This is a genomic window from Haloferax sp. Atlit-4N (assembly GCF_003383025.1).
Taxonomy (GTDB): Archaea; Halobacteriota; Halobacteria; order Halobacteriales; family Haloferacaceae; genus Haloferax; species Haloferax gibbonsii.
The window spans coordinates 911,204-934,374 of sequence record NZ_PSYY01000002.1; the positions used below are offsets into that span (position 1 = coordinate 911,204).

Annotated in this window: 21 protein-coding genes; 13 read left to right on the forward strand and 8 right to left on the reverse strand. The window is 65.7% G+C overall.

All coding sequences use genetic code 11. The annotated features are described in order from the left end of the window. Positions 1-42 precede the first annotated feature (42 nt). From C5C07_RS13690 to C5C07_RS13705, 4 genes are all read right to left on the reverse strand, one after another. Positions 43-240, reverse strand: a complete 198-nt coding sequence (locus C5C07_RS13690) for a hypothetical protein (RefSeq protein WP_004976138.1) — start codon at positions 238-240, stop codon at positions 43-45. A 97-nt stretch (positions 241-337) separates the two neighbouring features. After that, on the reverse strand, positions 338-2,593 hold the full coding sequence (locus C5C07_RS13695; RefSeq protein WP_115805286.1) for an NADP-dependent malic enzyme: 2,256 nt from the start codon (positions 2,591-2,593) through the stop codon (positions 338-340). A 172-nt stretch (positions 2,594-2,765) separates the two neighbouring features. Next, positions 2,766-3,056 (reverse strand): hypothetical protein, encoded by a 291-nt coding sequence (locus C5C07_RS13700; RefSeq protein WP_004976145.1) that lies wholly within the window; start codon positions 3,054-3,056, stop codon positions 2,766-2,768. Between the two features lie 499 nt (positions 3,057-3,555). Continuing rightward, positions 3,556-3,807, reverse strand: a complete 252-nt coding sequence (locus C5C07_RS13705) for a hypothetical protein (RefSeq protein ID WP_004976149.1) — start codon at positions 3,805-3,807, stop codon at positions 3,556-3,558. Between the two features lie 490 nt (positions 3,808-4,297). On the opposite strand from C5C07_RS13705, the gene C5C07_RS13710 reads away from it, so the two are divergent. After that, positions 4,298-8,815, forward strand: a complete 4,518-nt coding sequence (locus C5C07_RS13710; protein ID WP_233510391.1) for a dockerin type I domain-containing protein — start codon at positions 4,298-4,300, stop codon at positions 8,813-8,815. A 72-nt stretch (positions 8,816-8,887) separates the two neighbouring features. On the opposite strand, the gene C5C07_RS13715 is transcribed toward C5C07_RS13710, so the two are convergent. Next, entirely contained in the window at positions 8,888-9,118 is a 231-nt protein-coding gene (locus C5C07_RS13715; RefSeq protein WP_004976153.1) for a hypothetical protein, read from the reverse strand. Positions 9,119-9,522: 404 nt separating this feature from the next. Between C5C07_RS13715 and C5C07_RS13720 the strand changes: the two genes are divergently transcribed. From C5C07_RS13720 to C5C07_RS13740, 5 genes are all read left to right on the forward strand, one after another. After that, the gene (locus C5C07_RS13720) at positions 9,523-9,795 is read left to right on the forward strand and encodes a PRC-barrel domain-containing protein (RefSeq protein ID WP_004976157.1); all 273 of its coding nucleotides are present in this window, start codon (positions 9,523-9,525) and stop codon (positions 9,793-9,795) included. A 276-nt stretch (positions 9,796-10,071) separates the two neighbouring features. Next, positions 10,072-10,431: a hypothetical protein gene (locus C5C07_RS13725; protein ID WP_004976160.1), complete on the forward strand. Its 360-nt coding sequence runs from the start codon at positions 10,072-10,074 to the stop codon at positions 10,429-10,431. 96 nt (positions 10,432-10,527) lie between these two features. Further along, a complete protein-coding gene (locus C5C07_RS13730) occupies positions 10,528-11,910 on the forward strand; it encodes a pentapeptide repeat-containing protein (protein ID WP_199522739.1) in 1,383 nt (460 codons plus the stop codon). Between the two features lie 123 nt (positions 11,911-12,033). Further along, positions 12,034-12,936 carry a permease gene (locus tag C5C07_RS13735; protein ID WP_115805288.1) on the forward strand — a complete coding sequence of 301 codons (903 nt, stop codon included), beginning with the start codon at positions 12,034-12,036 and terminating at the stop codon, positions 12,934-12,936. 132 nt (positions 12,937-13,068) lie between these two features. Continuing rightward, positions 13,069-14,091, forward strand: a complete 1,023-nt coding sequence (locus C5C07_RS13740; RefSeq protein WP_004976166.1) for a cell division protein FtsA — start codon at positions 13,069-13,071, stop codon at positions 14,089-14,091. Between the two features lie 84 nt (positions 14,092-14,175). On the opposite strand, the gene C5C07_RS13745 is transcribed toward C5C07_RS13740, so the two are convergent. Continuing rightward, positions 14,176-14,658: a zinc finger domain-containing protein gene (locus tag C5C07_RS13745; RefSeq protein ID WP_115805289.1), complete on the reverse strand. Its 483-nt coding sequence runs from the start codon at positions 14,656-14,658 to the stop codon at positions 14,176-14,178. A 121-nt stretch (positions 14,659-14,779) separates the two neighbouring features. On the opposite strand from C5C07_RS13745, the gene C5C07_RS13750 reads away from it, so the two are divergent. Both C5C07_RS13750 and C5C07_RS13755 read left to right on the forward strand, forming a co-directional pair. Further along, on the forward strand, positions 14,780-15,967 hold the full coding sequence (locus C5C07_RS13750) for a tubulin/FtsZ family protein (RefSeq protein ID WP_115805290.1): 1,188 nt from the start codon (positions 14,780-14,782) through the stop codon (positions 15,965-15,967). A gap of 99 nt (positions 15,968-16,066) precedes the next feature. After that, positions 16,067-16,462 (forward strand): response regulator, encoded by a 396-nt coding sequence (locus tag C5C07_RS13755; RefSeq protein WP_004976171.1) that lies wholly within the window; start codon positions 16,067-16,069, stop codon positions 16,460-16,462. Between the two features lie 23 nt (positions 16,463-16,485). On the opposite strand, the gene C5C07_RS13760 is transcribed toward C5C07_RS13755, so the two are convergent. Beyond that, on the reverse strand, positions 16,486-16,743 hold the full coding sequence (locus tag C5C07_RS13760) for a hypothetical protein (protein WP_004976173.1): 258 nt from the start codon (positions 16,741-16,743) through the stop codon (positions 16,486-16,488). 359 nt (positions 16,744-17,102) lie between these two features. On the opposite strand from C5C07_RS13760, the gene C5C07_RS13765 reads away from it, so the two are divergent. Further along, a complete protein-coding gene (locus C5C07_RS13765) occupies positions 17,103-18,899 on the forward strand; it encodes a hypothetical protein (RefSeq protein WP_115805291.1) in 1,797 nt (598 codons plus the stop codon). Between the two features lie 48 nt (positions 18,900-18,947). Here the strand turns inward: C5C07_RS13765 and C5C07_RS13770 are convergent, their stop codons facing one another. Continuing rightward, positions 18,948-20,108 carry a signal peptidase I gene (locus C5C07_RS13770; protein ID WP_004976175.1) on the reverse strand — a complete coding sequence of 387 codons (1,161 nt, stop codon included), beginning with the start codon at positions 20,106-20,108 and terminating at the stop codon, positions 18,948-18,950. A 440-nt stretch (positions 20,109-20,548) separates the two neighbouring features. Between C5C07_RS13770 and C5C07_RS13775 the strand changes: the two genes are divergently transcribed. From C5C07_RS13775 to C5C07_RS13790, 4 genes are all read left to right on the forward strand, one after another. After that, positions 20,549-21,130, forward strand: a complete 582-nt coding sequence (locus C5C07_RS13775) for a hypothetical protein (protein WP_115805292.1) — start codon at positions 20,549-20,551, stop codon at positions 21,128-21,130. 9 nt (positions 21,131-21,139) lie between these two features. Beyond that, the gene (locus tag C5C07_RS13780) at positions 21,140-21,823 is read left to right on the forward strand and encodes a hypothetical protein (protein ID WP_115805293.1); all 684 of its coding nucleotides are present in this window, start codon (positions 21,140-21,142) and stop codon (positions 21,821-21,823) included. A 17-nt stretch (positions 21,824-21,840) separates the two neighbouring features. After that, entirely contained in the window at positions 21,841-22,461 is a 621-nt protein-coding gene (locus tag C5C07_RS13785; RefSeq protein WP_115805294.1) for a hypothetical protein, read from the forward strand. 97 nt (positions 22,462-22,558) lie between these two features. Further along, entirely contained in the window at positions 22,559-23,152 is a 594-nt protein-coding gene (locus C5C07_RS13790) for a hypothetical protein (RefSeq protein ID WP_004976180.1), read from the forward strand. Positions 23,153-23,171: the final 19 nt, after the last annotated feature.

Here is a 23,171-nt window from a genome sequence, read left to right on the forward strand (position 1 = left end):
GAACGTTCGAACGACGTCGATATAGCTGTTCTCCGCCCGCCGTCAGCGTCGGAGCAGCCAGACGGCCAGTCCGATGACCTCCCGAAGCGTCACGCCCGCCGCGAACACGTACACCGTCTGCAACGGCAGTTCGAGGAAATCGATGGCCGCCACCGCGAGCGACATCACGATGGCCATCCCGACCCACCCGAGTGCGAACCGGCGCTCCGACGCCGACGTGTGTGTACCCAACTCGACCATACTCCCTGACTCGGCTGAACGTATTTAATTTCTCGTGCTGACACGACGGAGTGGCCGCCGCGGCCAGCCGAGGTGGCTCGACGCCGCTCGGAGCGCGTTACTCCTCTTGGGCGTCCACCACGGCGACACCGGCCAAGTTGACGATATCTTTCACTTCGTCGCCGCGCTGGAGGACGTGGACCGGCTTGTCCATGCCGACGAGCATCGGGCCGATAGCTTCCGCGCCGCCGAGACGCTGGAGCAGTTTGTAGCCGATGTTGCCCGCTTCGAGGTTCGGGAACACGAGGACGTTCGCGGGGTCGTCGAGCTCCGCGAAGTCGTAGGTATCGGTCAGCATCTCCTCGACGAGGGCGGTGTCGGCCTGCATCTCGCCGTCGACCGGGAAGTCAACGGCGGGGTCGGCGTGCAGTTGTTCGACCGCGTCGCGGGGCTTGCGCGTCCCCTCGTTGGTGACGCTCCCGAAGTCGGAGTACGAGAGCAGGGCCGCGCGGGGGTCGACGTTGAACCGCCGGGCGAGTTCGGCGGTGTGTTTCGTCACCTCGGCGAGCACGTTCTCGTCGGGGTCGAGGTTGACCGTCGCGTCGGCGCAGAAGATGACGCGGTTCCGGAACGTCAGCATGTAGACGCCGGCGGCGTAGTCGGCGTCGTCGGCCGTGCCGATAATCTGCAGCGGCGGGCGGAGCGCCGAGGGGTAGTGATGCGTGAGACCGGTCAGCATCGCGTCCGCGTCGTCCATGGCGACCATCACGCTGGCGAAGTAGTTCGAATCGCTCCGCACGAGTTCGGCAGCCTCCGTCCGGGTGAGGCCCTTGCGCTGGCGGCGCTCGTAGAGGTGGTCCACGTAGTGGTTCCACTCGCCGCTTTCGGGGTCGGCGATGGTCGGGTCGAAATCGAGACCGAGGTCCTCGGCGGTGCGGAGAATCTCCTTCGTCCGGCCGACGAGGATGGGTTCGGCGATGCCCTCTTCGACCAACTGACTCGCGGCGCGAATCATCTTCTCGTCTTCGCCCTCGGCGAGAACGACCCGCTTGGGGTTCGTCGCCGCCTTGTTGAGGACGACGCGCATCATCTCGCGGGACTTCCCGAGGCGGGCCTCCAACTCCTCGCGGTAGTCGTCGAGGTCGCGCTCGCGGCGGGCCGCGCCGCTCTCCATGGCCGCCTCGGCGACGGCGGGCGTCACCTCGTAGAGGACGCGCTGGTCGAGCGGCTTGGGGATGAGGTAGTCGGGGCCGAACTGCAGCGGGCCGTCGCCGTAAGCTTTGACGACCGCGTCGGGCACGTCCTGTCGGGCGAGGTTCGCCAGCGCCTCGGCGGCCGCGCGCTTCATCTCCTCGTTGATTTCGGTCGCGCGCACGTCGAGCGCGCCGCGGAAGATGAACGGGAACCCGAGGACGTTGTTCACCTGATTCGGGTAGTCGGAGCGCCCGGTCGCCATGATGACCGTGTCGTCGCGGGCGTCCTTCGCGTCCTCGTAGGCGATTTCGGGGTCCGGGTTGGCCATCGCGAAGATGATTGGGTTGTCGGCCATCGACCGCACCATCTCCTGGCTGACGATGCCGCCGACCGAGAGGCCGACGAGCACGTCAGCGCCCTCGATTGCGTCTTCGAGGTCGCCGTCGTCGACGCCGCGGGCGAACGGTTCGGCGTACTCGTCGAGTTCGCCGGCCTCGGCCCGCGACTCCGAGAGAACGCCGTCGATGTCGCACAGCGTGATGTTCTCGTGTGGGATGCCCAGCGAGACGTAGAACCGCGCCGTCGCGGTCGCGGCCGCGCCCGCTCCCGAGAAGGTGACGTTCAGCGACGACAGCTCCTTGTCCGCGATGTCGGCGGCGTTGAGTAGCGCCGCACCGGAGATGATGGCCGTGCCGTGCTGGTCGTCGTGGAACACGGGGATGTCCATCCGGTCGCGCAGGGACTCCTCGATTTCGAAGCACTCGGGCGCGCGGATGTCCTCCAAGTTGATGCCGCCGAACGTCGGCTCCATCGCGGCGACTGACTCCACGAACGCCTGGGGGTCGTCGTGGTCGAACTCGACGTCGAACACGTCGATGTCGGCGAAGCGCTTGAACAGCACGCCCTTACCCTCCATCACCGGTTTCGACGCCTGCGCCCCGATGTCGCCGAGGCCGAGCACCGCGGAGCCGTTCGAGACGACGCCGACGAGGTTGCCCTTCGCCGTGTACTCGTAGGCCGCCGTCTCGTCGTCGGCGATGTCGAGACACGGCGCGGCCACGCCCGGCGAGTACGCCAGGCTCAGGTCGCGCTGCGTGTTCGTCGGCTTCGTCGTCGCTATCTCCACTTTTCCCGCGGGCGGCCGTCGATGGTAGTCCCGGGCGTCGTCTTCGAGCGTCATTGCTCGTGATGGGAACGCTGAGGTAGGTAGAGTCTTCGCTCCGACAGAGACGCGCGTAGAAATAATGATGTAGAATACGGAGACACAGAACCGGGATTTCACGACGAGGAGGCGAACGAGCGGAGCGAGGCGGGTCGCGGTCGACGCGGAGGCCGACTCGCGCGCCGCGCAGTCAGCGGAGCGACTCGTGCGGCATCGTGTACAACTGCACGTTCTCCGCGATGGTCACCTCCTCGAAGTGGCTCTCCGTCGCGAACAGGTCCGAAACGTCTTCGACCTGCTCGACCGGATAGATGTGCTTCGCGCTTCCGTAGCCGTGGTAGACCTCAACCGGAACGGCGAACGCAACCTCTCCCTCGTCGACTTCGACTGTCGCCCCGAACGTCAGGCCGTCTTCGTCGTCGGCGATTGTACAGATGGTCGACGGTACGGTTTCCCCTGCATCGTATCTCTCTTTGGCCATGCGTTGACAACCCACACGATTTTTCGATACTATAAGCAGTATCGCTCCCTACCCATACACCGGAAGGCGTACTGCTCAAGTTTCAGCCATATGTCCAACGAGCACCGTGATAATTATTACTCAACTCGCATAACTAACTGATAGATTGATACGTTTGACACGGGAGTTCTCCGACTGTCGACTCACCGCGCCACAGTCTGGGCACGGTCTCCGAGTTCTGACCACGGCCACTTGACGCGCCGCGTGAGCCGTCTGTACGCGAACGGTTCGGCATCGACACCCCACGACCGGTCCGAACCGATGCGGCCGTCGTCGCGCGGTCGCGCATAGCTGTCGCAGGTTTGTCTGGTCGGTTCGGTGGTACGTCCGCGAGTCTCTGACCGTTCGGTACATAGTCAGCTCTCGGATATTTCGGCCCCTGCGGACGGTCGTCGAACGCGACTCGGGTTCGCGACTCGGGCAGGACGCGGAGGCGAGCGAGCGTGCGACCACGACCCACTCAGCGGAGCGCGTCGTGGGGAATCGTGTAGAGCCGAACTTCGTCTTCGACCACCACCTCGTCGGTTTCGGTGTTCGTGACGAACAGGTCCCAGACGCGTTCGACTTGCTCTGTCGGATAGACGTGCTTGGCGCTCCCGTATCCGTCGTAGACGTCGACGGAGACGGCGAACGTTATCTCTTCTTCCTCGGCGGGGACCGAGCAGATGTCCGCAGGTACTGTTTCACCCACTTCGTAGTGTGTAGCCACCATATTGTATGGAACGTTCTTGTCAGCACCTACGAATCCGCACGTTCACGGGTACTGAAGGCACTCATTCGGTTGGAAGTCCATGTGACAGCCAATAATTGTTTCTCCGAGTGACAGTCGATGTGTTCATCAGCGTCGACGAGTCGGAGAGGGAAAGTATCGTTACCAAGTCGCACAGTGGTGTAACAATGTTAGAGTCATTATACCTATCGACTCCGCTCTGAGAGACCTCGAGAACGGTTCTCGAAAGGGGTCAGTAGAAAGCCGCGGAGTCCGTCGAAAACGCGGGACAGTCAATTGTTTCCAACGAACCATACAATTATACTATTTCGATAAACACTTGCGAGCGATGCGAGCACGGATAGCAGTTACACTAGGGGCAGTGCTGTTCGTCTGCTCGGTCGCATTGGTTGGGGTTAGTGCGGCAGAGGAGATACAGCAGCAACCGGATACAGAGGTACAACCGATAAACGAAAGCGGGGTCCTCGAGGTGGTGTTCATCGACACGGGCTCGGGGGCAGACTACCACTTCGAAGGGGGTGACGTGGACACGTCGTCGCTCCCGCGCGGGGAGTATCTCGTCGTCACCTACACGCGGACCGACGACGGCATCCAGAAGCAGACCGAACGCGTCGAGCTCTCGGACGATTCGACGGTCACGGCGACCGACGCCGAGTCGTCCGACGAACTCCTCAGTTCGTTCAGTCACGACTCGGAACCGGAGATCGACGTAGGGGCAAGTGTCGCCTACGAGTACGGCGAACCGTCGTACGACAGCGACGGGACTGTCGACATCCGCGTGAGCGCGGTGAACGTGACGACCGAGGAGTACGTGCCGGCGAACACGTCGCTCACGGTCGAAGTCGAGACGCCGAACGGCACGGACACGTTCAACGCGACGACCGGTGAGGACGGGACGGCGGTGGTCAGCTACGACCTCGCCGGACGCGACGACGGCGAGTACCAAGTGTTCGTTACGTCGGACACGAGCGGGTACTCCGGCTACGCGAGCTTTACCGCGGGCGCGCGAGCCCAGCTCGTCCCGCAGTACTACCGCCAGACGACGCCGCAGAACAGCACCGTGGGCGTCGCCGTCCACACGAGCGTCGACGGGGAACCCACCACCGGTGACCCGGTTCACGTCGAGATTCGGGCACCCGACGGGAGCGTCACTGAACAGAACGTGACGACGGGGACCGACAGTTTCGCTCGGCTCAATCTCACGACGACACAGACGGGGTCGTACGTCGTTCGTGCGACCGGACCGAACGGCGAAACCGAGCGCGCAACCATCGATTCGGCGGAGTATATCAGTAGCGTCAACATCCCGAACTGGTGGGAGCTTCGCCCGGGCGAGCGCGCGTCGATTTCCGGGACGGTTCTCACCGAGACGGGCGAGCCGCTGGCGAACGAGGAGCTAACGCTGCGCATCGAAAACGAGAGCGACGTGGTCCTCGATACCCAGACGCTCACGACGACCGCCGCCGGCCAGTTCGTGACGTCGTGGGACGTGCCGGCGAACCAGACGGAGTACCGCGTCCACTACGACGTCACCCTCGAGACGAACGGCGTCCGAATCGCTGAGGACGCCGAGCTCGAAGTCGAAAACCGAACGAGCGAGGACGACGAACCGGTGCCGGACGAACCGGCGGCCGAGGTGGAAGTCCGGACGGGCGGTGACGTCAGCCCGGACGGAAGCGCGACGGCGACAGTCGTCGTCGAGAAAAACGGCACGGCGGTAAGTAATCAGGACGTTCGCGTGCTCTCGGGAGTCGACGCGACAGTTCTCGATTACCGGACCGTAACGACGAACAGCACCGGCGCGGCAACGGTCTCGTTCGACCTGCCGCAGTCGCTCGCGAACTACCACAACAGGAACATCCGACTGCGCGCGACGACAACTGTCGACGACAGCACAGTCGTCGGCTACGGCTACACGGACATCTCGCAGGGCGAAACCGAACTTGACGGGGAGTTCGGAACCGAAGCCGGCCAGTCGGCGAACGGTTCGATAGCGTTCATCGACGCGGATGGCTCGCCCGTCTCGAACGCACCTGTCGCGTACGTCGGTGCACGCAACGGCCTGCGAGCCGGCGTGTTCGCGACCGGGTTGGTGACGACGAACGCGAGCGGGCAGGCGTCGTTCACCTACGACGTGCCCGCGGACGCGCAGCTCTCGGTCGCCCTCGCGGCCGACAGCCGAACGCGGGACTTCAACTACTGGACGTCGCCGTCGCTGAGCCAGTACGTCGTGGACGTCAACGTCACTGACAGCGGGAACGGCTACACCGAAGTCGCGCCCGGCGAGACGGTGACAATTAACTACGACGTCCCCGACGAGACCGTCGAGGGCGGCGTGCTCACCGTCTATTCGTGGGATGAAGAGGCCGAAGAACGCGTGCTCACGACCCGGACGTTCGCGCCGGGCGAGAACGCGTCGGTCAGGATTCCGGCGACGACCGAAGCCGGTAGCTACTCGGCGATGGTCCAGACCGTCACCGCAGACGGTCGGCTCTCGTCGGCAGAGGGCTACATCAGCATCGACCAGGACGCAGAGCCGATCCGCGAGACCACGTCCGTCTCCGGTCACGTAACCACGGCCAACGGGACGCCGCTGGTCAACGACACGGTCGCGTTCTTCGACGAGTCGTTCGATAGCCCGTCAGCCGCCGCAACGACGAACGGTTCCGGGTTCTACAACACGACGCAGGACATCGCCGAATTCGACCAGTCGGTGCTCCAAGACACCGAGTACCAGGTCGGGTTCTACCAGTTCAACGCGAGCGAGTCGGCCTCCAGAGCCGACGCGTGGCCCCGCGATGGCGTCGCGGACATCTACGCGGTCGACCGAATCAACACGTCACAGACGACGACCGTCGATGCCGAGATTCCCGAGGGCCACGTCCTCAACGTCTCCGTGACGGCCGAAAACGAAAGTGCGGTCGAAGACGCACGGCTGCGAATCACGCACGCGAACGGCTCCGCGAGAGTGGTGTTCGGAGGCCGGACGAATGCGAACGGACGACTCATCATCAACGACGCGCCTCGGCCCGGCGTGGAAGTCACCGGCAACGTGACCGTGGAGGTCGCACCGCCGGTTGAGTCCGACGCGTACGAGGACACGATTCAACGGCAGCGCGTCACCGTGACGAACGACACGGACCTCTCGTTCACGCTCGCCACGAACGAGACGGACGGGTCGCCGGCGAATCTGACCGGCTTCGTTGAAGCCGCCGACGGGACCGTCCCGCCCGGTGAGGTCGTCCTCGACACTCGTCTCGGCGCACCCGACGGCGACGTGTCGTCGCTCGGGCCGAACGGCGAATACGACCTGACGGCCGCCCGCGGAACGTATCAGGTTTCGTTCGTCCAGCCGAGTAGCCAAGTCGACGGGGTGCCGGACCTCTACCCGCTCCACCGCGTCTACGCCGACGACTCGACGCACCTCGGAAGCGATGAACTACCGAATGCCAACCGCCTCAACGTGACCGTACTCGACCGGCAGGGCGACCCGGCCGACGACGCGACGGTCGTCGTCGCGTACGGCGGGAACCGCGTGTTCGATTCCGTCAGCGGGCAGACCGCTAGTGACGGCCAGTTCATCTTCGGCCAGACCCAGGGTGTCGAAGTCGCCGGCCCGGAGGCGGTCCCCAACGATTACGGCGGCAACGTGCAGGTCCAAGTCTACGGCCCGAACGAGACCTTCGTCGGGACGCGGCTGAACGTCACGTCGGACACGAACCTCACGGTTCAGTTGACCGACCGAGTGAACGTCACCGGTCGGTTCGTCCGGCCGGACGGCGAACCGGCGGTCAACCGGACCGCGGTCGTCCTCGGCGATACGAACGGCACGTCCGGCGGCGGCTTCGCCCGCACGGCCGACGACGGGGCGTTCGGCGTGTCCGTCGCGGAAAACGGGACCTACAACGTGAAGTTCCGACAGGAACGGTACGCCGAGGAGGGAACGAGCTTCCCGCGCGACGGCGTCCCGGACGTCTACGCGGCGACGTCGATTGACGTGGGGGCCGCCCCGCACGACGTCGGAACAGTCGCGCTCCCCGAGGCCCACCAGCTCAACGTCTCCGTCGTCGACGCCGGCGGCGACGCGGTCGAGAACGCGCGCGTCACCGTCGACCACCGCAACAACGGTTCGGTCGGCTTCGTCTCCGGAAGCACGCTTCCGAACGGCACGATGGTGCTGGACGCGACCGGTCGCCCCGGCGTCGAACTCGTCGGCGACCTTCGGCTGACCGTCGAAGCGCCGCCGAACGCGACCGACCTCGAAGGTATCGAGACCACCGAGACGCTCTCGCTCGACGACGACCGAACCGTGACGGTCCAGTTGGACGGTGACGAGGACGACGAGAGCAACACGACGCCGGATGCGGTCGACGTTCGCGCGCTCGCGACGCCGACGACCGCGAGCGTGAACGAGACGGTGACCGTCGACCTCGTCGCGACGAACGTCACCGACGGCGTCGGCGCGTTCGAAACGACGCTCAACCTGACGAACGGCACGGCGGGAACGATTACCGACGTGACCGTTCTCGGGTCGCCGCTCGAAGCGAATGCGACGTACGGCCCGGAGAACGACTCGGTCGCAATCGACGCGTTCGGCATGGACACGGCGCAGAACGGGACCGTCACCTTCGCCCGCGTGAACGTCACACTCACGTCGGCGGGAACGTCCGAACTCGCAGTCTCCGAGACGGTACTGGGAAGCGAGCCGGGTACCGAATACGACGTCGGCTCCGAGAGCGGCGCGACCCTCACCGCGGTCGCGCTCGAGCCGGTCGGTGCATCGGACGCCGTGCCGACTGACCCGGACGGCGACGGAACGTTCGAAGACATCAACGGCGACGGAAACGTGACCGTCTCCGACGTGCAGGCCATGTTCGCGAACCGGAACAGTCCGGGCATCACCGACAACGCCGACGCGTTCGACTTCTCCGGAAACGGCGAGGTCAACATCGTCGACGTGCAGCGGCTGTTCGTCGAGATTCGGGACTAACACCCCCGTCAGGGGAACGTCCCGACAGGGGTTCTTTTTCGAACGCGCGGTAGTGGCAGCCTCAGCGTCGTCTCACCGTCCGCCGCTTCCGAACTCGCTCGACAGGATTCCGGGGAGGTCGGTCAGCCAACTGACCGCCGCACAGACGACCATCACGCCGACCGCAGCCATGTATCCCCAGACCGTGACCGTGTCGAGTACGAAGTCGATAGCGACGAATCCCGAGAGGATGATAGCACCGCTGACCGCCGCCGCGACGACGACGAACAGCGCACCATACGCCCGGACCGGACTGTCTACCATACGGAGAAAATGTGTATTCAAAAACATAAATGTGAAGATTACTTTGCATCATGGCAACGGGACTGTACGCAGCGCAGGCGGCGACGGCGCTCGGCGGGAGAGACGACAGCGGGATAAACACGACCAACCGCCTGCCCGTGAGAAAATGGTCAGTCGGCCTCGGCAGTGGTGGTGGGTCTGTGGAAGGAACACCGAGGCTCAGTTTTCCTGACCAGATTCATATCCATTAGGCGTGCCTAAATACATATCGACGCGGGAGAATATCCAGCGCTCGCGTCGTCTCTCGGCGACTATCGCGCGGTACGCGTCTGGACCGGAACGTCTCGTACCCCTCGATGCCCCTCGGGACCGAACCGCCCGCATCGACCGAGGTATTTTTTATTGACACGTTCGATGGCGTAGGTATGGTCCCCCAGTCACCGACGGGCATCGAACCGATTCCGAGCATCGAAGGCCGCCCCGTGTACACCGCCTCGGGGAACCGGTTGGGCGAGGCAGTCGACCTCTGTGTCGACCTCGACGACGACCGCGTGACCGCGCTTCTCGTCTCGGTCGAAGACCCTCCCGAGGGAATGGAAGTCGGTCCGCGGGGGATTCGGGTCCCGTTCAGGTCCGTGCGGGGGATGGCCGACATCATCGTCCTGACGGGCGACCCCGGTATCGAGGCCGCCGACTGAGCTCGAACATCGGTTTTCGACTGTCCACGCAGCCGACGGGCACATACGTTGATATACTCCCGACGACGACCGTATAGCGGGCAGTCGTGTTGGTCAGGATGTGGACAGCGCGATTGCCCAGTCACGGCGGCCTGTCCCGCCTGCACGCCTCTGACAGACGGTCGGGCCCCGACCGTTCAGGCCGCGAGTCGCGAGGTTCGCGACCCGCGCTGACGGTCGAGAGACGCCGAAAACTGTTGTAGATACGTTGATAGGAGTAGGTCGAGTAGGCGACGTATGAGCCTCTACGAGTCGATTCACCAGTTCGTCGGTGAACACGAGACGCTCCGGTCGGTCAGCCACTACGAGGAGATGACGGTGCTTCTGACCGAGACGCGACTCGTGCAGATTCGACACGACGGCGAGCAGGCGACCCCCGAGGAAGTCCGAGAGGTGCGGACGATACAGCTCAACCGCCCCGTCTTCGCCGGCTGTTCGGTCGAACTCGAATCGGACCGGACCGTCGTCGGCTTCCACGACAGCGCCGGCGAGACGGTTCGGCTGGTCACGCTCCCCGTCCGTGACTTCGAGTTCGCGGCGACGTTCTCGGCCGTCGTCGGCGACGCGGAGGCCGGCGCGCCCTTCATCGAGCGGTAATCAGAGCAGCCGACTGAGGTGGCGACGAAGGTGAAATCGGACGTTCGCGACATCGTGACAACCTATTTACGTGATAACGACGAACGGTCGAGCGACGTGGAACGCCCCGCTCGCTGTGCTTACAAGCACGTCTTCGACGCCGACGACGAGACGGGTGCCGACGAATCGCCATCCGTGTGGCGGTGTCCGCACCCCGCGAGCGGTGCGGCCGACCGCTGTCTCTTTCACCGCCCCGTCGGCGAAACGCGAACCGCGGCCGTCACCGAGGCGCTCCGCGAGACGATTGCCGACCCCGAACGGCCGTCGGCGTTCGTCGGCGGGTCGTTCGAACGCATCGACCTCGCAGGGCTGACGCTCGCCGACGACGCGCCGCTCGACTTCCGCGGCGCGATGGTGAAAGGAGATATCGACCTGCGCGACGCGGCGCTCGAGGGCCCGCTGCGGCTCGACCGCGTCTCGGTGGGCGGCGCGGTGTGCATGCAGCGGCTCGACACGCTCGCGACAGTCACCTGTCGCAGTCTCCAGGTCGGGGACCGCTGGGTGCTCTGCGAGTCGCGCTTCGGCGAGCGCTTCGACGCGACCGGCTTCAGCGCAGGGGCGGTCGTCGCGACCGAGGCGCGCTTCGAGGGCGGGGCGACGTTCCGGAAGGGCGTCGTCGACGACGACGTGTCCGTCGCGGAGGCGCAGTTCGGCGGGCCGGCGTGGTTCTCCCACACCCGACTGGGCGGTCGCCTCGACCTCGGGAACGTCGCGTGCGACCGTCGGCTCTCCCTCGCGCACTGCCGCGTCCGTGAGAACATCGTCGCCGCGTCGGCGACCGTCGACGACGGCCTCTCGCTCGAACACCTGACGGTCGACGGCGAACTCGACGCGACGCGGCTCACGGTGGACGGCGGCATCGACGCGACGAGCGCCGGCTTCGGCGGCCGGGTCGACTGCACGGGGCTCACCGCCCGCGACGGGACCGTCGACTTCACGCACAGCGCGTTCGACGGCCCGGTCTCCTTCGACAACGCGACCGTCGAGGGGCGGGCGCTCCGCTTCCGGAGCGCGCGATTCGAGTCGGGGGCGGCGTCGTTCGTCCGCGCGACCGTGACCGGCGGCCTCGACCTCTCCGACGCGGTCTGTTCCGCCGACTCGCCGGTTCGAGTGGTCGAAACCACGGTCGGCGGGAGCGTCGTCTGCGACCACGCGCGCTTCGGCGACGAGGTGTTCTGTTCGGGCGTCCGCGTCGCGCGCGACGTGGACTTCTCCGACTGCACCGTGGGTTCGCTCGTTTTCGGGGTGGAAATCGAGGGCCGACTGGACTTCGCGTACACGCACGTGACGGACGCCGCGGCCTTCGGCGACACCGTCGTCCGCGGGCCCGCTCGGTTCACCAGCGCGCGGTTCGACGCGGACCCCACGCTCACCGAGGCGACCCTCGGCGACACGGTCGCGGCCTACGACATGTCCGTCGAGCACGCCGGCGGACAGTAGCGACTCGGCGGACAGTAACGGTGCGCCGACGGGTCGTGACGGGGCGTCGGTTCGGACGCCGGCGGCGGTACGAACCCCGAACCCAGCGAACATTATATGTCGCGCCGGAGAGTGGTCTGAGGCATGTCGAGTGACGGGCAGAACACCCTCATCGCCCTCTACCGGCGGTACGTCGACGCCGACCCCGACGAGACGACCGTCTACGCGGGCTTCGCGCTGTTCTTTACGGCTATCGGACTGCTCGCCGTCGCGCTCGCGGCGGTGGTGTGGAGCGGCGGCATCCCGCCCGAGAACATCTTCAAGTACGAACTCCGCGAGGTCGCGGGCGTCACCGGCGCGCTCGGGATTCCCCTCCTCTTGGTCTCCGTCGTGGTCCTGCTTCCCTCCCAGTACCGGTTCCCGACGGTCCTCGCGGGCGCGGGCCTCCTCGTCTGCGCGGTCGCAGTCGCCCAGTTCGTCGGCGCGTACCCCCACAACTGGAACGTCTCCGCGAGCGCCGACCAGAGCGGCCGCATCGTCGGCATCTACTCGCTCGGCGCGGTGGCGGTCGTCGCCGCGAGCGGCACGTCGCTCGTCGGCTTCCAACTCGCCCGCGCGAGGACGAGCGGCCCCGCCGCGGGCGGGGGCGATGCGGAGACCGACGCGACCGACGACGGCGAGGACGAGGAAGCCGTCTCCGCGCAGGTCCGCCGCGACATGGACGAGGCGATGTCGAACACCGAACTGTCGTGGGGTGGCGTCCGCAAGACTGAGACCACCCGCCTGAAGCTCGATACCTCCGCCGTCGACGACGTGGACCGGGCGAGCTTCGAGAACGCCAAGGTGACCGAGACGCGCGGCGGCGGGGTCGACGACGCGGTCGCCGGGCTACAGGGGCTCCGCGGCGGGAAGAAGGACACGGCGGTCGGCGACAGCACGGACGACCAGGCCGCCGCGCTGGCCGAACTCCGGAAGCAACAGCAGGCCGACGCCGAACGCGAGGACTCGGACGGCGTGGTCGACCGGATTCGCGGACTGTTCTCCTGAGTCGTCGCGGGACGCCGGGCTATCGGTTCGGCGTTGGATTCATCGGCAGAAGTGAATTTCAAAAGCGCATACAGATTTATGCGACAGCCCTACGACGCGTGAGGTATGGCGAAAGGCCTTGACGTAGGTACCATGAACATCCTGTCCGCGAGCCAGGATGGAAGTGAGACCGTATTTGTCCAGCAGCGAAACTCGTTCGTCGAAATCGACTACAGCGACATGGCGGAGCAGATGCTCTCGCGGAGCGACGTGCTCCACATCCGCAAGGACGACAAAGTGTACGTCGTCGGCGACGACGCGCTCAACTTCGCGAACATCTTCGGCAAGGAGACGCGCCGGCCGATGCAACACGGCATCCTCTCCAGTGAGGAGTCCTCCGCGATTCCGATGATCAAGCTCATCATCGAGCAGGTCGTCGGCTCGCCCTCCCGGCCGAACGAGCGCCTCTTCTATTCGAGTCCGGCGGACCCCATCGACTCGGACCTCTCGACGCTGTATCACGACAAGACGCTCGAATCGATGCTCGGCGACATGGGCTACGACCCCGAACCCATCAACGAGGGGATGGCGGTCATCTACAGCGAACTCGCCGACAACAACTTCACCGGTCTCGGCGTCTCCTTCGGCGCGGGCATGACGAACATCTGTCTGGCGTACTACGCGGTGCCGGTCATGCAGTTCTCCATCGCCCGCGGCGGCGACTGGATCGACCAGCAGACCGCACAGGCCACCGGCACGGCCGTCGACAAGGTCACGTCCATCAAGGAAGACGACTTCCAGCTCGACTTCCGCACGGACGTCGGCGGCGTCGAGGGCGCGCTGTCGATTTACTACGAGAACCTCCTCGACTACGTCATCGAGAACATCGAGCGCGAGGTCGACGAGGAAGACATCGAAGAGGGCCTCGACGTGCCCGTCGTCGTCACCGGCGGCACCTCCAGCCCGAAAGGCTTCGAAGAGCTGTTCGAACACCACCTCGAAGACTCCACGATTCCATTCTCGGTCAACGAGGTTCGGAGCATCGACCGCCCGCTGTACAGCGTCGCCCGCGGGTCGCTCGTCGCCGCCCGCTCCGAAGAGGAGTCCGACGGGAGCGCCTCGGAACCAGAGCCCGAACCGGAACCCGAAGCAGAAGCCGCACCGGAATCGAACTGAACGCCGACCCGAACTGACGCACCCGACCGGACAGTACGTCACGACCGAGGTCGACGCGCCGCCGGGAGCGCGCGAGCGAGCGCGTTACTCGTCTCCCGTGCGGTCCCCGCGGTCGCCGTCCTCCCCGTTTTTGCGCTGGTAGTCGCTGGACTCGCGGTCAGCGGTGTCGCTGTCACCCGTCTCGTCGGCCTCGACGGCTCCGGACTCGGCGACGCCTTCAGTCGCGTCGCTCTCGTCGGTGACGGCGTCGCTCTCGCTGTTGTCGGCGTCAGCTTCGTCGCCCTCGGGTTCGGACTCGTCGTCGCCGTCAGCAGACTCGCTGTCGCCGCCAGCGGACTCGTCGTCGCCGCCTTCGTCTTCAGCCACCACGTCCTCGTCGCGCTCGCGCGCCCCGCGGACCGCCCGTGCGTGAAAGCGGGCTATCGCGTCGTCCCACGACTCTCGGTTCGGCGCGTCGCGCTCGTGGACCGTCTCGACGCCGACGAAGCCGCACCGCTCGCAGTAGCGCGCCGCGCGGCCGTCGAGCGAGAGCGTCGAGAGGGGCTGTGAACACCGCGGACAAGTCATGCAGTTTGCCGGTGGTTCTCGCCCGGGTCGTATAGAACTACCCCGTTGGCGGGGCCGAAGACCCACGTGTGACAGTCCGCTAACAGAAGATTCACCATTAATGGCGTGCCACAGAGAGACGATGAAGGTCCTTTGCTTCGGAGTTGGACAAGCGGGTGGGAACGTCCTCGACGCCCTCCTTCGGTACGAACAGCGCACGAACGCCGACTACGTCGTCGACGCGGTGGCGTACAACACCGCGTCGGCGGACCTCCGCGGCCTCGACCTCGTCCCCGAGGAGAACCGCATCCTCTTCGGCGCGGACGAGGTGAGCGGTCACGGCGTCGGCGCGGACAACGAACTCGCCGCCGAACTCGCCGAGCGCGACAGCCGACAGCTCCTTCGCGGCACCGACGACTCCCCGACCTCCACGGCCGACGCGTTTCTCATCTTCGCCGGACTCGGCGGTGGCACGGGCAGCGGCGCGGCCCCCGTGCTCGCAAAGCACCTCCAGCGCATCTACGAACAGCCCATCTACGGCGTCGGCATCCTCCCCGCCGCAGACGAGGGCGCGCTCTACTCGCGCAACGCCGCGCGGTCGCTCAAGACGTTCGTGGACGTGACCGACCACGTGTTCGCGTTCGACAACGGGGCGTGGGCGAAAAGCGGCGAGGACGTCGCGCAGGCCCACGACTCGATGAACGAAGAGCTGGTGCGACGCCTCGGCATCCTCTTCGCCTCGGGCGAGGTGAGCGAGTCGGGGACGGTCGGCGAGAGCGTCGTCGACTCCTCGGAGGTCATCAACACCCTCCGCGGCGGCGGCATCTCGACTATCGGCTACGCGGCGAGCGAACTCCCCGAGAGCGACGACGGCGGCGGGTTCAGCATCAAGGGACTGCTGGGCGGGGGGTCGTCGTCGGTGGACGAACTCGACTCCATCAACCGCATCACGACCCAGACGCGGAAGGCGGTGCTCGGTCGGCTCACCCTCCCGTGCGACGTGGACTCCGCGTCCCGCGGGTTGGTCGTCGTCAGCGGCCCGCCCGAGTGGCTCAACCGGAAGGCCATCGAGCGGAGTCGGACGTGGGTCGAAGAGCAGACCGGGAGCATGGAGGTCCGCGGCGGCGACTACCCGCTCCCCGAGTCGAACCACGTCGGCGTGCTCGTCCTCCTCGGCGACGTGTCGCGGAGCGACCGCGTGGCCGAGGTCCGGTCGACCGCCGTCGAGGCCGAGCGGGACCGCCGCGACCGCGAGGCCGACGACACGAGCGCCGACGCCGGCGACGATGCGGAGGGCGTCGTCGACGAGCGCCTCGATACGTTGTTTTAACTCGGTCGCGTCGCAGACCGCCGCCGAGGCGGGGGTGCGGCCGGCGGCGGTTCGTTCCGGAGAAACTGTCAAATACTCTCTCGGCGAACAGCTAGGTGCGTGTCTGAGACCAGCATAGCGGCGACGCCGCGCATCCTCGCGTACGGCCCGCAACCCGCGGGTTCGGCGATAGCACAGTCCGACGTGGACGTGGAGTTCGTGGAGTCGAGCAGAGAGTTGTTCGAACGGTTGACCGAGGCACCGGCCCATCTCATCATCTGCCTCCACGCCCCGCCGGTGTTCGACGGCGTCGAGGCGGTCAAGGGTATCCGGCGGTTCGACGCGACGGTCCCGGTGGTGCTGGCGTCGCGAATCCAGAACACGATGCTCAACCTCCAAGCGGTACAGTCGCAGGTCACCTGGAGCGTGAACCTCGCAGGCGAGGGTCCCATCGAGGAGGCGCTGTTAGACCTCGTCACCGACGCGAGAGAGTGGTTAGAACGGCAGGCGGAGTAGTCACCGAACCCGGTCGAGACCGGTCAGTCGTCGGTCGACGGGAAGTCGAAAGGCCCCAGCGTCTGCTCCGCCTCGTCGGCCGCGTCGGCGGCCGGGAACGAGACCCGTCCGAGTTCGTTCTGTACGGCCCACAACCGCTCGAAGAGTCGGTCGAACTCGTCGTCCGCGTCGTCCGGGAGGTCGCGAGCGCACTCCCACAGGAGTTCCTCGGCGCGGTCGACGTGAGCCGTCGCCCGTTCGAATGCGTCGCTGGGCCGTCGTGCCGGTGTGTGTTCCGCCATTGTTTGACTTAGGTCAGCAAATGGCATAGTCGTTTCAGTGTGTCTAATAATGTTATGTCTGTTATAGCTGGCCACAAGATTGTTTACCGAGCTGACAATCAGAATGATTTATATATTCGAAGTGGTTACGCCTACGTGGATGCAGCACCGTACAGAGTAACCCCTCGGACGCATCCACATGACCGAACTCATCCCCCCTTCCCCCCTTCCCCTTTAGGTTCGGTCACCCCTTTACGGGGCGAAACTGTTCTCAAGAGTGACGTCCGTCGGACGAGAAGCGCGGCCGGCCGAACCGCCGACAGTCGGTGTGTACAAGACGCTCCACGTCCTACTGACGAGTAGGCTCTGGAGACCGTCGCATGAATCAGAATCTCTGGTACGCCGGCGTCCTCATCGTGGTTCTCGGCGTCACCCTCGCCGCGGTTCCGACGGGCAGTTTTAGTTCGGTCTCCGGACAGCGGCCGGTCGACGTCTCGGTCGTCGACGACGACCGAGCCCTCGTCGCGTTGGAACCGACCGGCGAGGTCGTGACGAGTCCAAGCCGCGGCAACGCCGTGGCGGTCGGCTCAATCGTAAACAACCTCGGCACCGACGTGACCGTCGACTACACCGCCAGCATCGACGTGAACGCGCTTTCGCTCGCGCAGTCGGGCGGCTCTCCGACGCTCAGCCGGGGCGGCGAGCACCAGGTGACGGCCTACTGCCGGCGACCGAACGCGGGGAGCGGCGTGGCGACACTCGTCGTCGAAGTCGATTCCGCGCAGGCGGACGGCGTCTCTATCTCCGGTGCGACGCTCGAAGCGCGAGTCGAGTACGATTGCACGAGCGGGAACGGCGGCGGTAACCCCGGGAACGGCGACGACAACCCCGGGAACGGCGGCGGCAACGACGGCGGAGATAGCGGCGACGGGAGCGATGGCGGCGACGGCAACCCCTCGGGGCCGTCGAACGGCGTCGCCTACGTCGACAGCGACGAAGACATCGCCTACGATGACGGCGAGCGCGTCCTGACCGAACAGGAGGTCGCGACGTTCGACGACGACGACGCGGTGCTCGTCGTCGGGACCGACAACGGCACCATCGACAACAGTTGGCGCGCTATCGACATCTCGGCCAAGCGCGTCGTCGTCACGCACACGACGTTCACGAGCGGCGACTCGGTCGACATCGAGGCGGAGACGGGCATCGAGTTCACCGACGTGACGGTCAACTCCGACTGGGGCGAGGTTACGCTCTCGGGCGAGTCGATAACGCTCCGTCGGTCGACGATAGACGCGAAAAACGGGAAGATAGAACTCGCGGCCGACGGCGGGACGCTCGACGTGCGCGAGAGCGCGGTCCGGGGGAAGAACGACAAGGTCGAACTGACCGGCGAGACGGTTCAGGCCGGTGGCGCGACCATCCGGAACACGAACGACGAAATCGAACTGGCGGCCGACGACGGCCCCGTGAACGTCACGGGAGCGACGCTCGACAACCAGAACGGCAAGGTCACGCTCTCGGGCGAGTCGGTTCAGGCTCGCGGCGCGAGCATCAGCACGCGAAACGGGAAAATCGACCTCGCGGCCGACGACGGCCCCGTGGACATCCGCGACGCGAGTCTCCAGAACCGGAACCGCGACATCGAGGTGAGCGGGGAGACGGTGTCGGCGCGGAACGCCTCGATTACGGTCGTCAACGGGCGGATTTCGCTCGACGCCGACGACGGCCTCCTCGACATCGAGAACGCGACGGTCCACGGCGAAAAGCAGATTGACCTCACCGGCGAGCGCATCGGTGCCGCGAGCGCGTCTATCGAGACGAAAAACGCCCAAATCGACCTCCGGTCGGGGTCCGGCGACGTGACGCTCGACGGCGCGACGGTCAAAACGAAGAACGCCCAAATTACCGTCGAGTCCGCGGGCGACCTCCGCGCGAACGAGAGCGTCTTCGAGACGACGAACGCGGACGTGTCGCTTTCGGCCGACGGCGACGTGTTCCTCCGTGACGCCGACCTGCGCACCACAAACGCCGAACTCGCCGTCGAACTCGGGGACGCGTCGGCGACGCTCTCGGTCGACGGCCTCGAAGTCGAGGACCGAGACGACACCCTCGACTACGACCCCGGCGGCGCGGGAGTGACCGGAACGCCGAGCGCCGGGCAGGTTCGCGGGTAGTCGAAGTCGGGAGCGCGCGGACGCAGCAGACCCCGGCGTCCAGCGCACTCACAGATACTTGCGTCTGAACTGCTCGACGAGCGAGACGTTCCGGTCGGTCGAGCGCAACCGAATCGGGCCGAGACCGAGCGCGAGGACGCTCACGAGGAGCGTCGCGAACGCCAACACGGCGTCGATAGCCGCGATTGCGAGGAACGGATGAACCTCGTGTAAGCCGAGGATGACCGTCTGCGGGAGCACGGGAACGTACAGCTGTTCGCGTATCTCGCGGTCGTACGCGCCGGTTCGGTCCGGCGCTTCGATGGTGAGCGTCGTGTTTTTCGACCCCTTCCCGGGGACCACAAACACGGACTGGCCGAACGAGACGCCCGGGTCGCGGGATTCGAGGACGGTGATAATCGGGACGTAGCCGTTGTTCGTCAGCGTGTAGTCGATGACCGTCGTCTCGCCGACGCCGACGACGAGCGGGTTCTCGTTCGGCGACTCGGAGCTCACGATGGTCAGTTCCGTCGGTCCCGACCCGAGAACCATGCTCAGCGTCGCGGGCGTGACGACGATGACGACGAGCAGGAGGAGGACGACGCCGCTCGTGTAGTAGTCCGGACGGCGACGGCTGTGCGAGCTCTGTTTTCGCCCGCCCCCGGAGCCGTCGAACACGAGGCTCAACGCGATGAGAATCCCGCCGATAGCGACGAGGAACATGGGCGAGGGCTCCCCGTCGGCGGCGCTCTCGAACCCCGGCAGGTTCCCGAGGAGGTCGAACGCGCCGGTCGCGAGACCGTTGACCGCTCCGACGACGGCACCGAGCTGCGGGATGACGACGACGTTCCCGTTTATCTGGAGCGCCTCGGCGACGATTTGGGACCGCTTGACCGGCGGCTCGACGCTCTCTTGGTCGGTGAAGGGGTTGGCGTCGCCGCGCGTGATGTACCCCTCTTCGGTCCACCTGACAACCCGGTGGGTCGTCAGCCCGCCGCCGTGGAGTTCGCGCGCGTTGAACACGACCACGTCGCCGGATTCGGGGTCTTCGAGCAGGACCGACGGGACCGCGATGAACCCGTCGCCGGGCTCCATCGTCGGCGACATGCTCCCCGTCTCGACGTAGCCGAGGAGCACCGGCTGGCCGAGCGCCTGCCCGAACAGCAGCGCGACGACGGCGACGACGAGGAGGCCGAGCACCGCGTATTCGAGGACGTCGCTGAGTTTCACGGCGTGTATGAGACACTACGTGTGAACCCGTAATTACCTATCGCCGACTCGACAGCACTCGTGACCCCGGCGCGTGGGTGTCGGTGGGGTCGTCACGCGTCCCGGCTTGGGGGCCCTCACTTTCGATGTGCTAGTATGTCGTGTTCTGTGGTAGCTCGGTTCGATACACGCGTTACCAATCATCATGGGACGGCGAACCACAGACACCGATTCCGAACAGAAATCGACAGACTGCGAGTCAGTTGCACCGTCCTAAACCCTCGATTGAACGCCGAAACCGACCCGCGAAAGGTGGGCTTGAACCCGACTCGACGGGGAGAAAGCCGGGCTTGTCGAATCGAACGGTGACCGAGGACTCGTTCAAGCACCGGAATACAAAGTGGGTAGGTCCTGATGGGAGAGACAACGACGCAGTCACCTGTGTCAGGGAGAACACAACCATGGCAATCAACAGACGCAACATCTTGATCGGACTCGGAGCACTCGTCGGCGGCGGCGGCGCACTCGTCGGAACGGGCGCGTTTACGACCGTGAGCGCGGCGCGTGAAGTGAGTGTGAGCACGGCCGGCGACGGGAGCGCGTTCCTCCAGTTGACCTCTGACAGCCCGTACGTGGACAACACCGGAGATACGCTGACGCTGACGTTGGACGCGGACGGAAACGACGGAAACGACTCGGGCTTCAACGAGAACGCGGTGACGACGCTCACTAGCGTGTTCACGATTGCGAACAACTCCGCGGAGGGCAACTCCGTTCAGGTCGGTCTCGGAGCTGGAGCGGGTCCCGACGTCCCCAGCGCCGACGACCTCAGTACGGAAGTCACACTAACCGTCGGTAGCGACGGCGGCGAAGACGTAGATATCACCTTCACGCTCAGCGAGACGGGCAACAACGGATCTGCACCGTCGCTCGACGCGGGGTCCTCGGTTACCGTCGATGTCGAAGTCGACACGACGCCGACATCGAGCGACGCTGACGCCACCGGCGAACTGAGCATCTTCGCTGTCGACGACAGCGCCTAAACAGAGAGCATGAAACGACGCAACGTTATCGCGGCGATTGGAACGCTCGCAATCGGCAGTGGCACGGCAATCGGGACCGGCGCGTTCAACGCGACGAGCACGAGCGCCGACTCGTCGATGAGCATCATTACCGAACGGTCCGACGTGGACGTCGATGTGAGCCCCGGGAGCGGAGCCGGAAGCGGGAACATCCGAGATAGTTTGTACAGCGACACCGAGATCGAGAACATCGACGTCGACGACCTCCCGCTGGCCGCCGTCGCCGACAACGGTCAAGGGATGGTTCACGTCCAGATTATCGGCGTCGTCGGCACCGACGAGACGTTCTCGAACATCGTGGAACTGACGAACAACGACGCCGACCAGAGCTACGAGATGGGGTTCTACTACGACGGCGGCTTCACCGAGGAGGTCACGTCGGGCGACAAACTGACCGAGTCCGAGGCGACTGACGTCTTCGAGTTCACGCACGACTCGACGGTCATCTCCAGTCTCGACGGAACGACTGGAGGCACCGTAGAGCTCGACGCGTCCGGCGGTACCAACGACACCGTGCAAGTCAGTATCGACTTCAACGGGACTGACACGCGACTGAATGAGGAGTACGGCCTGAGTGCGGGCGGGTTCGGGACCGGCGGCGCGACGCAGTTGGAACTCATCGACCAAGTTACCGCGTTCGCGGACGAAGTCTAACGACCCACGGACCTCCCATGCCAACACGCCGCCAGACCCTCTTCGCCCTCAGCAATTTCTTCATCGTCGGCGGCGTTCTCGGCGTCAGCGCCACGACGACGACCCAATCGACGTCGGGGGCGAGCTTTCGCATCGTCGCGCCCGACTACCTCTCTCTCACGGCGGCGAACGACCCGCCGATTCACGTCGAGACGGACTCGTCCGGCTACGTGACGCGGCTCACCCCCGGCGGCGACGAGAATGGCGTCAACAAGCGCGCCATCACGCGCTTCGAGGACATCGTCAGCCTCACCAACGTCAGCGAGGCCGACATCGACGGCGTCTACTTCGAGTTCGACGTGACGAGCGACTCGCTTTCGGCCTCGACGCTCGAAGACGTCGAGGCGGCGTTACAGGTCACGGCGGGCGACGAGGCGCTCGCCCCGGGCACGGACGGAGACGACCTGCTCGACGTAAGCACGGCGGTGTCGGGTCCGGAGGGCGTGCTCGAACCGGGGGAGTCGGTCCCGTTCGGCCTCCAACTCAACCTCATTCCGTGGACCGGACCGAGCACGCTGGAGGACCTTCCGGACCCCGAGGCGTACAGCGCCACGCTACGGATTCACGTCGAGCGAGAATCGTCGGACTCCGGCGACTAATCGGCTGGTGTCGTCGGTACGCCGCGCGAGGCGGTATCTGTGCGGCCGCTGACAGCAGAGGAACTATGTGCGGCGGGGCAGTATCGACGGTCGATAGATGAGTCCCAGCGGTGCCGGCGGGTTGCTCGGCCGCACGTCAGCCTCGACGCCGGACGGCGGCGGCGAGGACGGCGACGCGCTGACGCGCGACGAGATTTTCGACCTGATGAGCAACCACCGCCGGCGGTACACCCTCCACTACTGCAAGCGGGCCGACGGCGCGGTCGAACTCGGAGACCTCGCAGAGCAGGTCGCGGCGTGGGAACAGGACAAGGAGATTTCGGACCTGACCTCCGCCGAGCGAAAGACCGTCTACACGTCGCTCCAGCAGACGCACCTGCCGCGGCTCGAACAGGCCGGCGTCCTCCGATACGACCGGGGCGAAGTCGAACTCACGGAGCGCATGGAGCGCCTCGACATCTACATGGACATCGTCCCCGAGAACTCGGTTCCGTGGGGGGTGTACTACCTCGGCCTCTCGGTCCTGTCGAGTCTCGTCGTGGCGGCCCTGTGGGCCGACGTGCTGCCGACGGGGACGGTCCCGCTTCTCGCCTACCCGACCGTCATCGTCGCGGCGTTCGGCCTCTCGGCGGCGTACCACGCCGTGACGAACCGTCGCTACCAGTTCGAAAACCTCGAACGGCCGCCGTAGGACGGGTCACGCCCGAGGG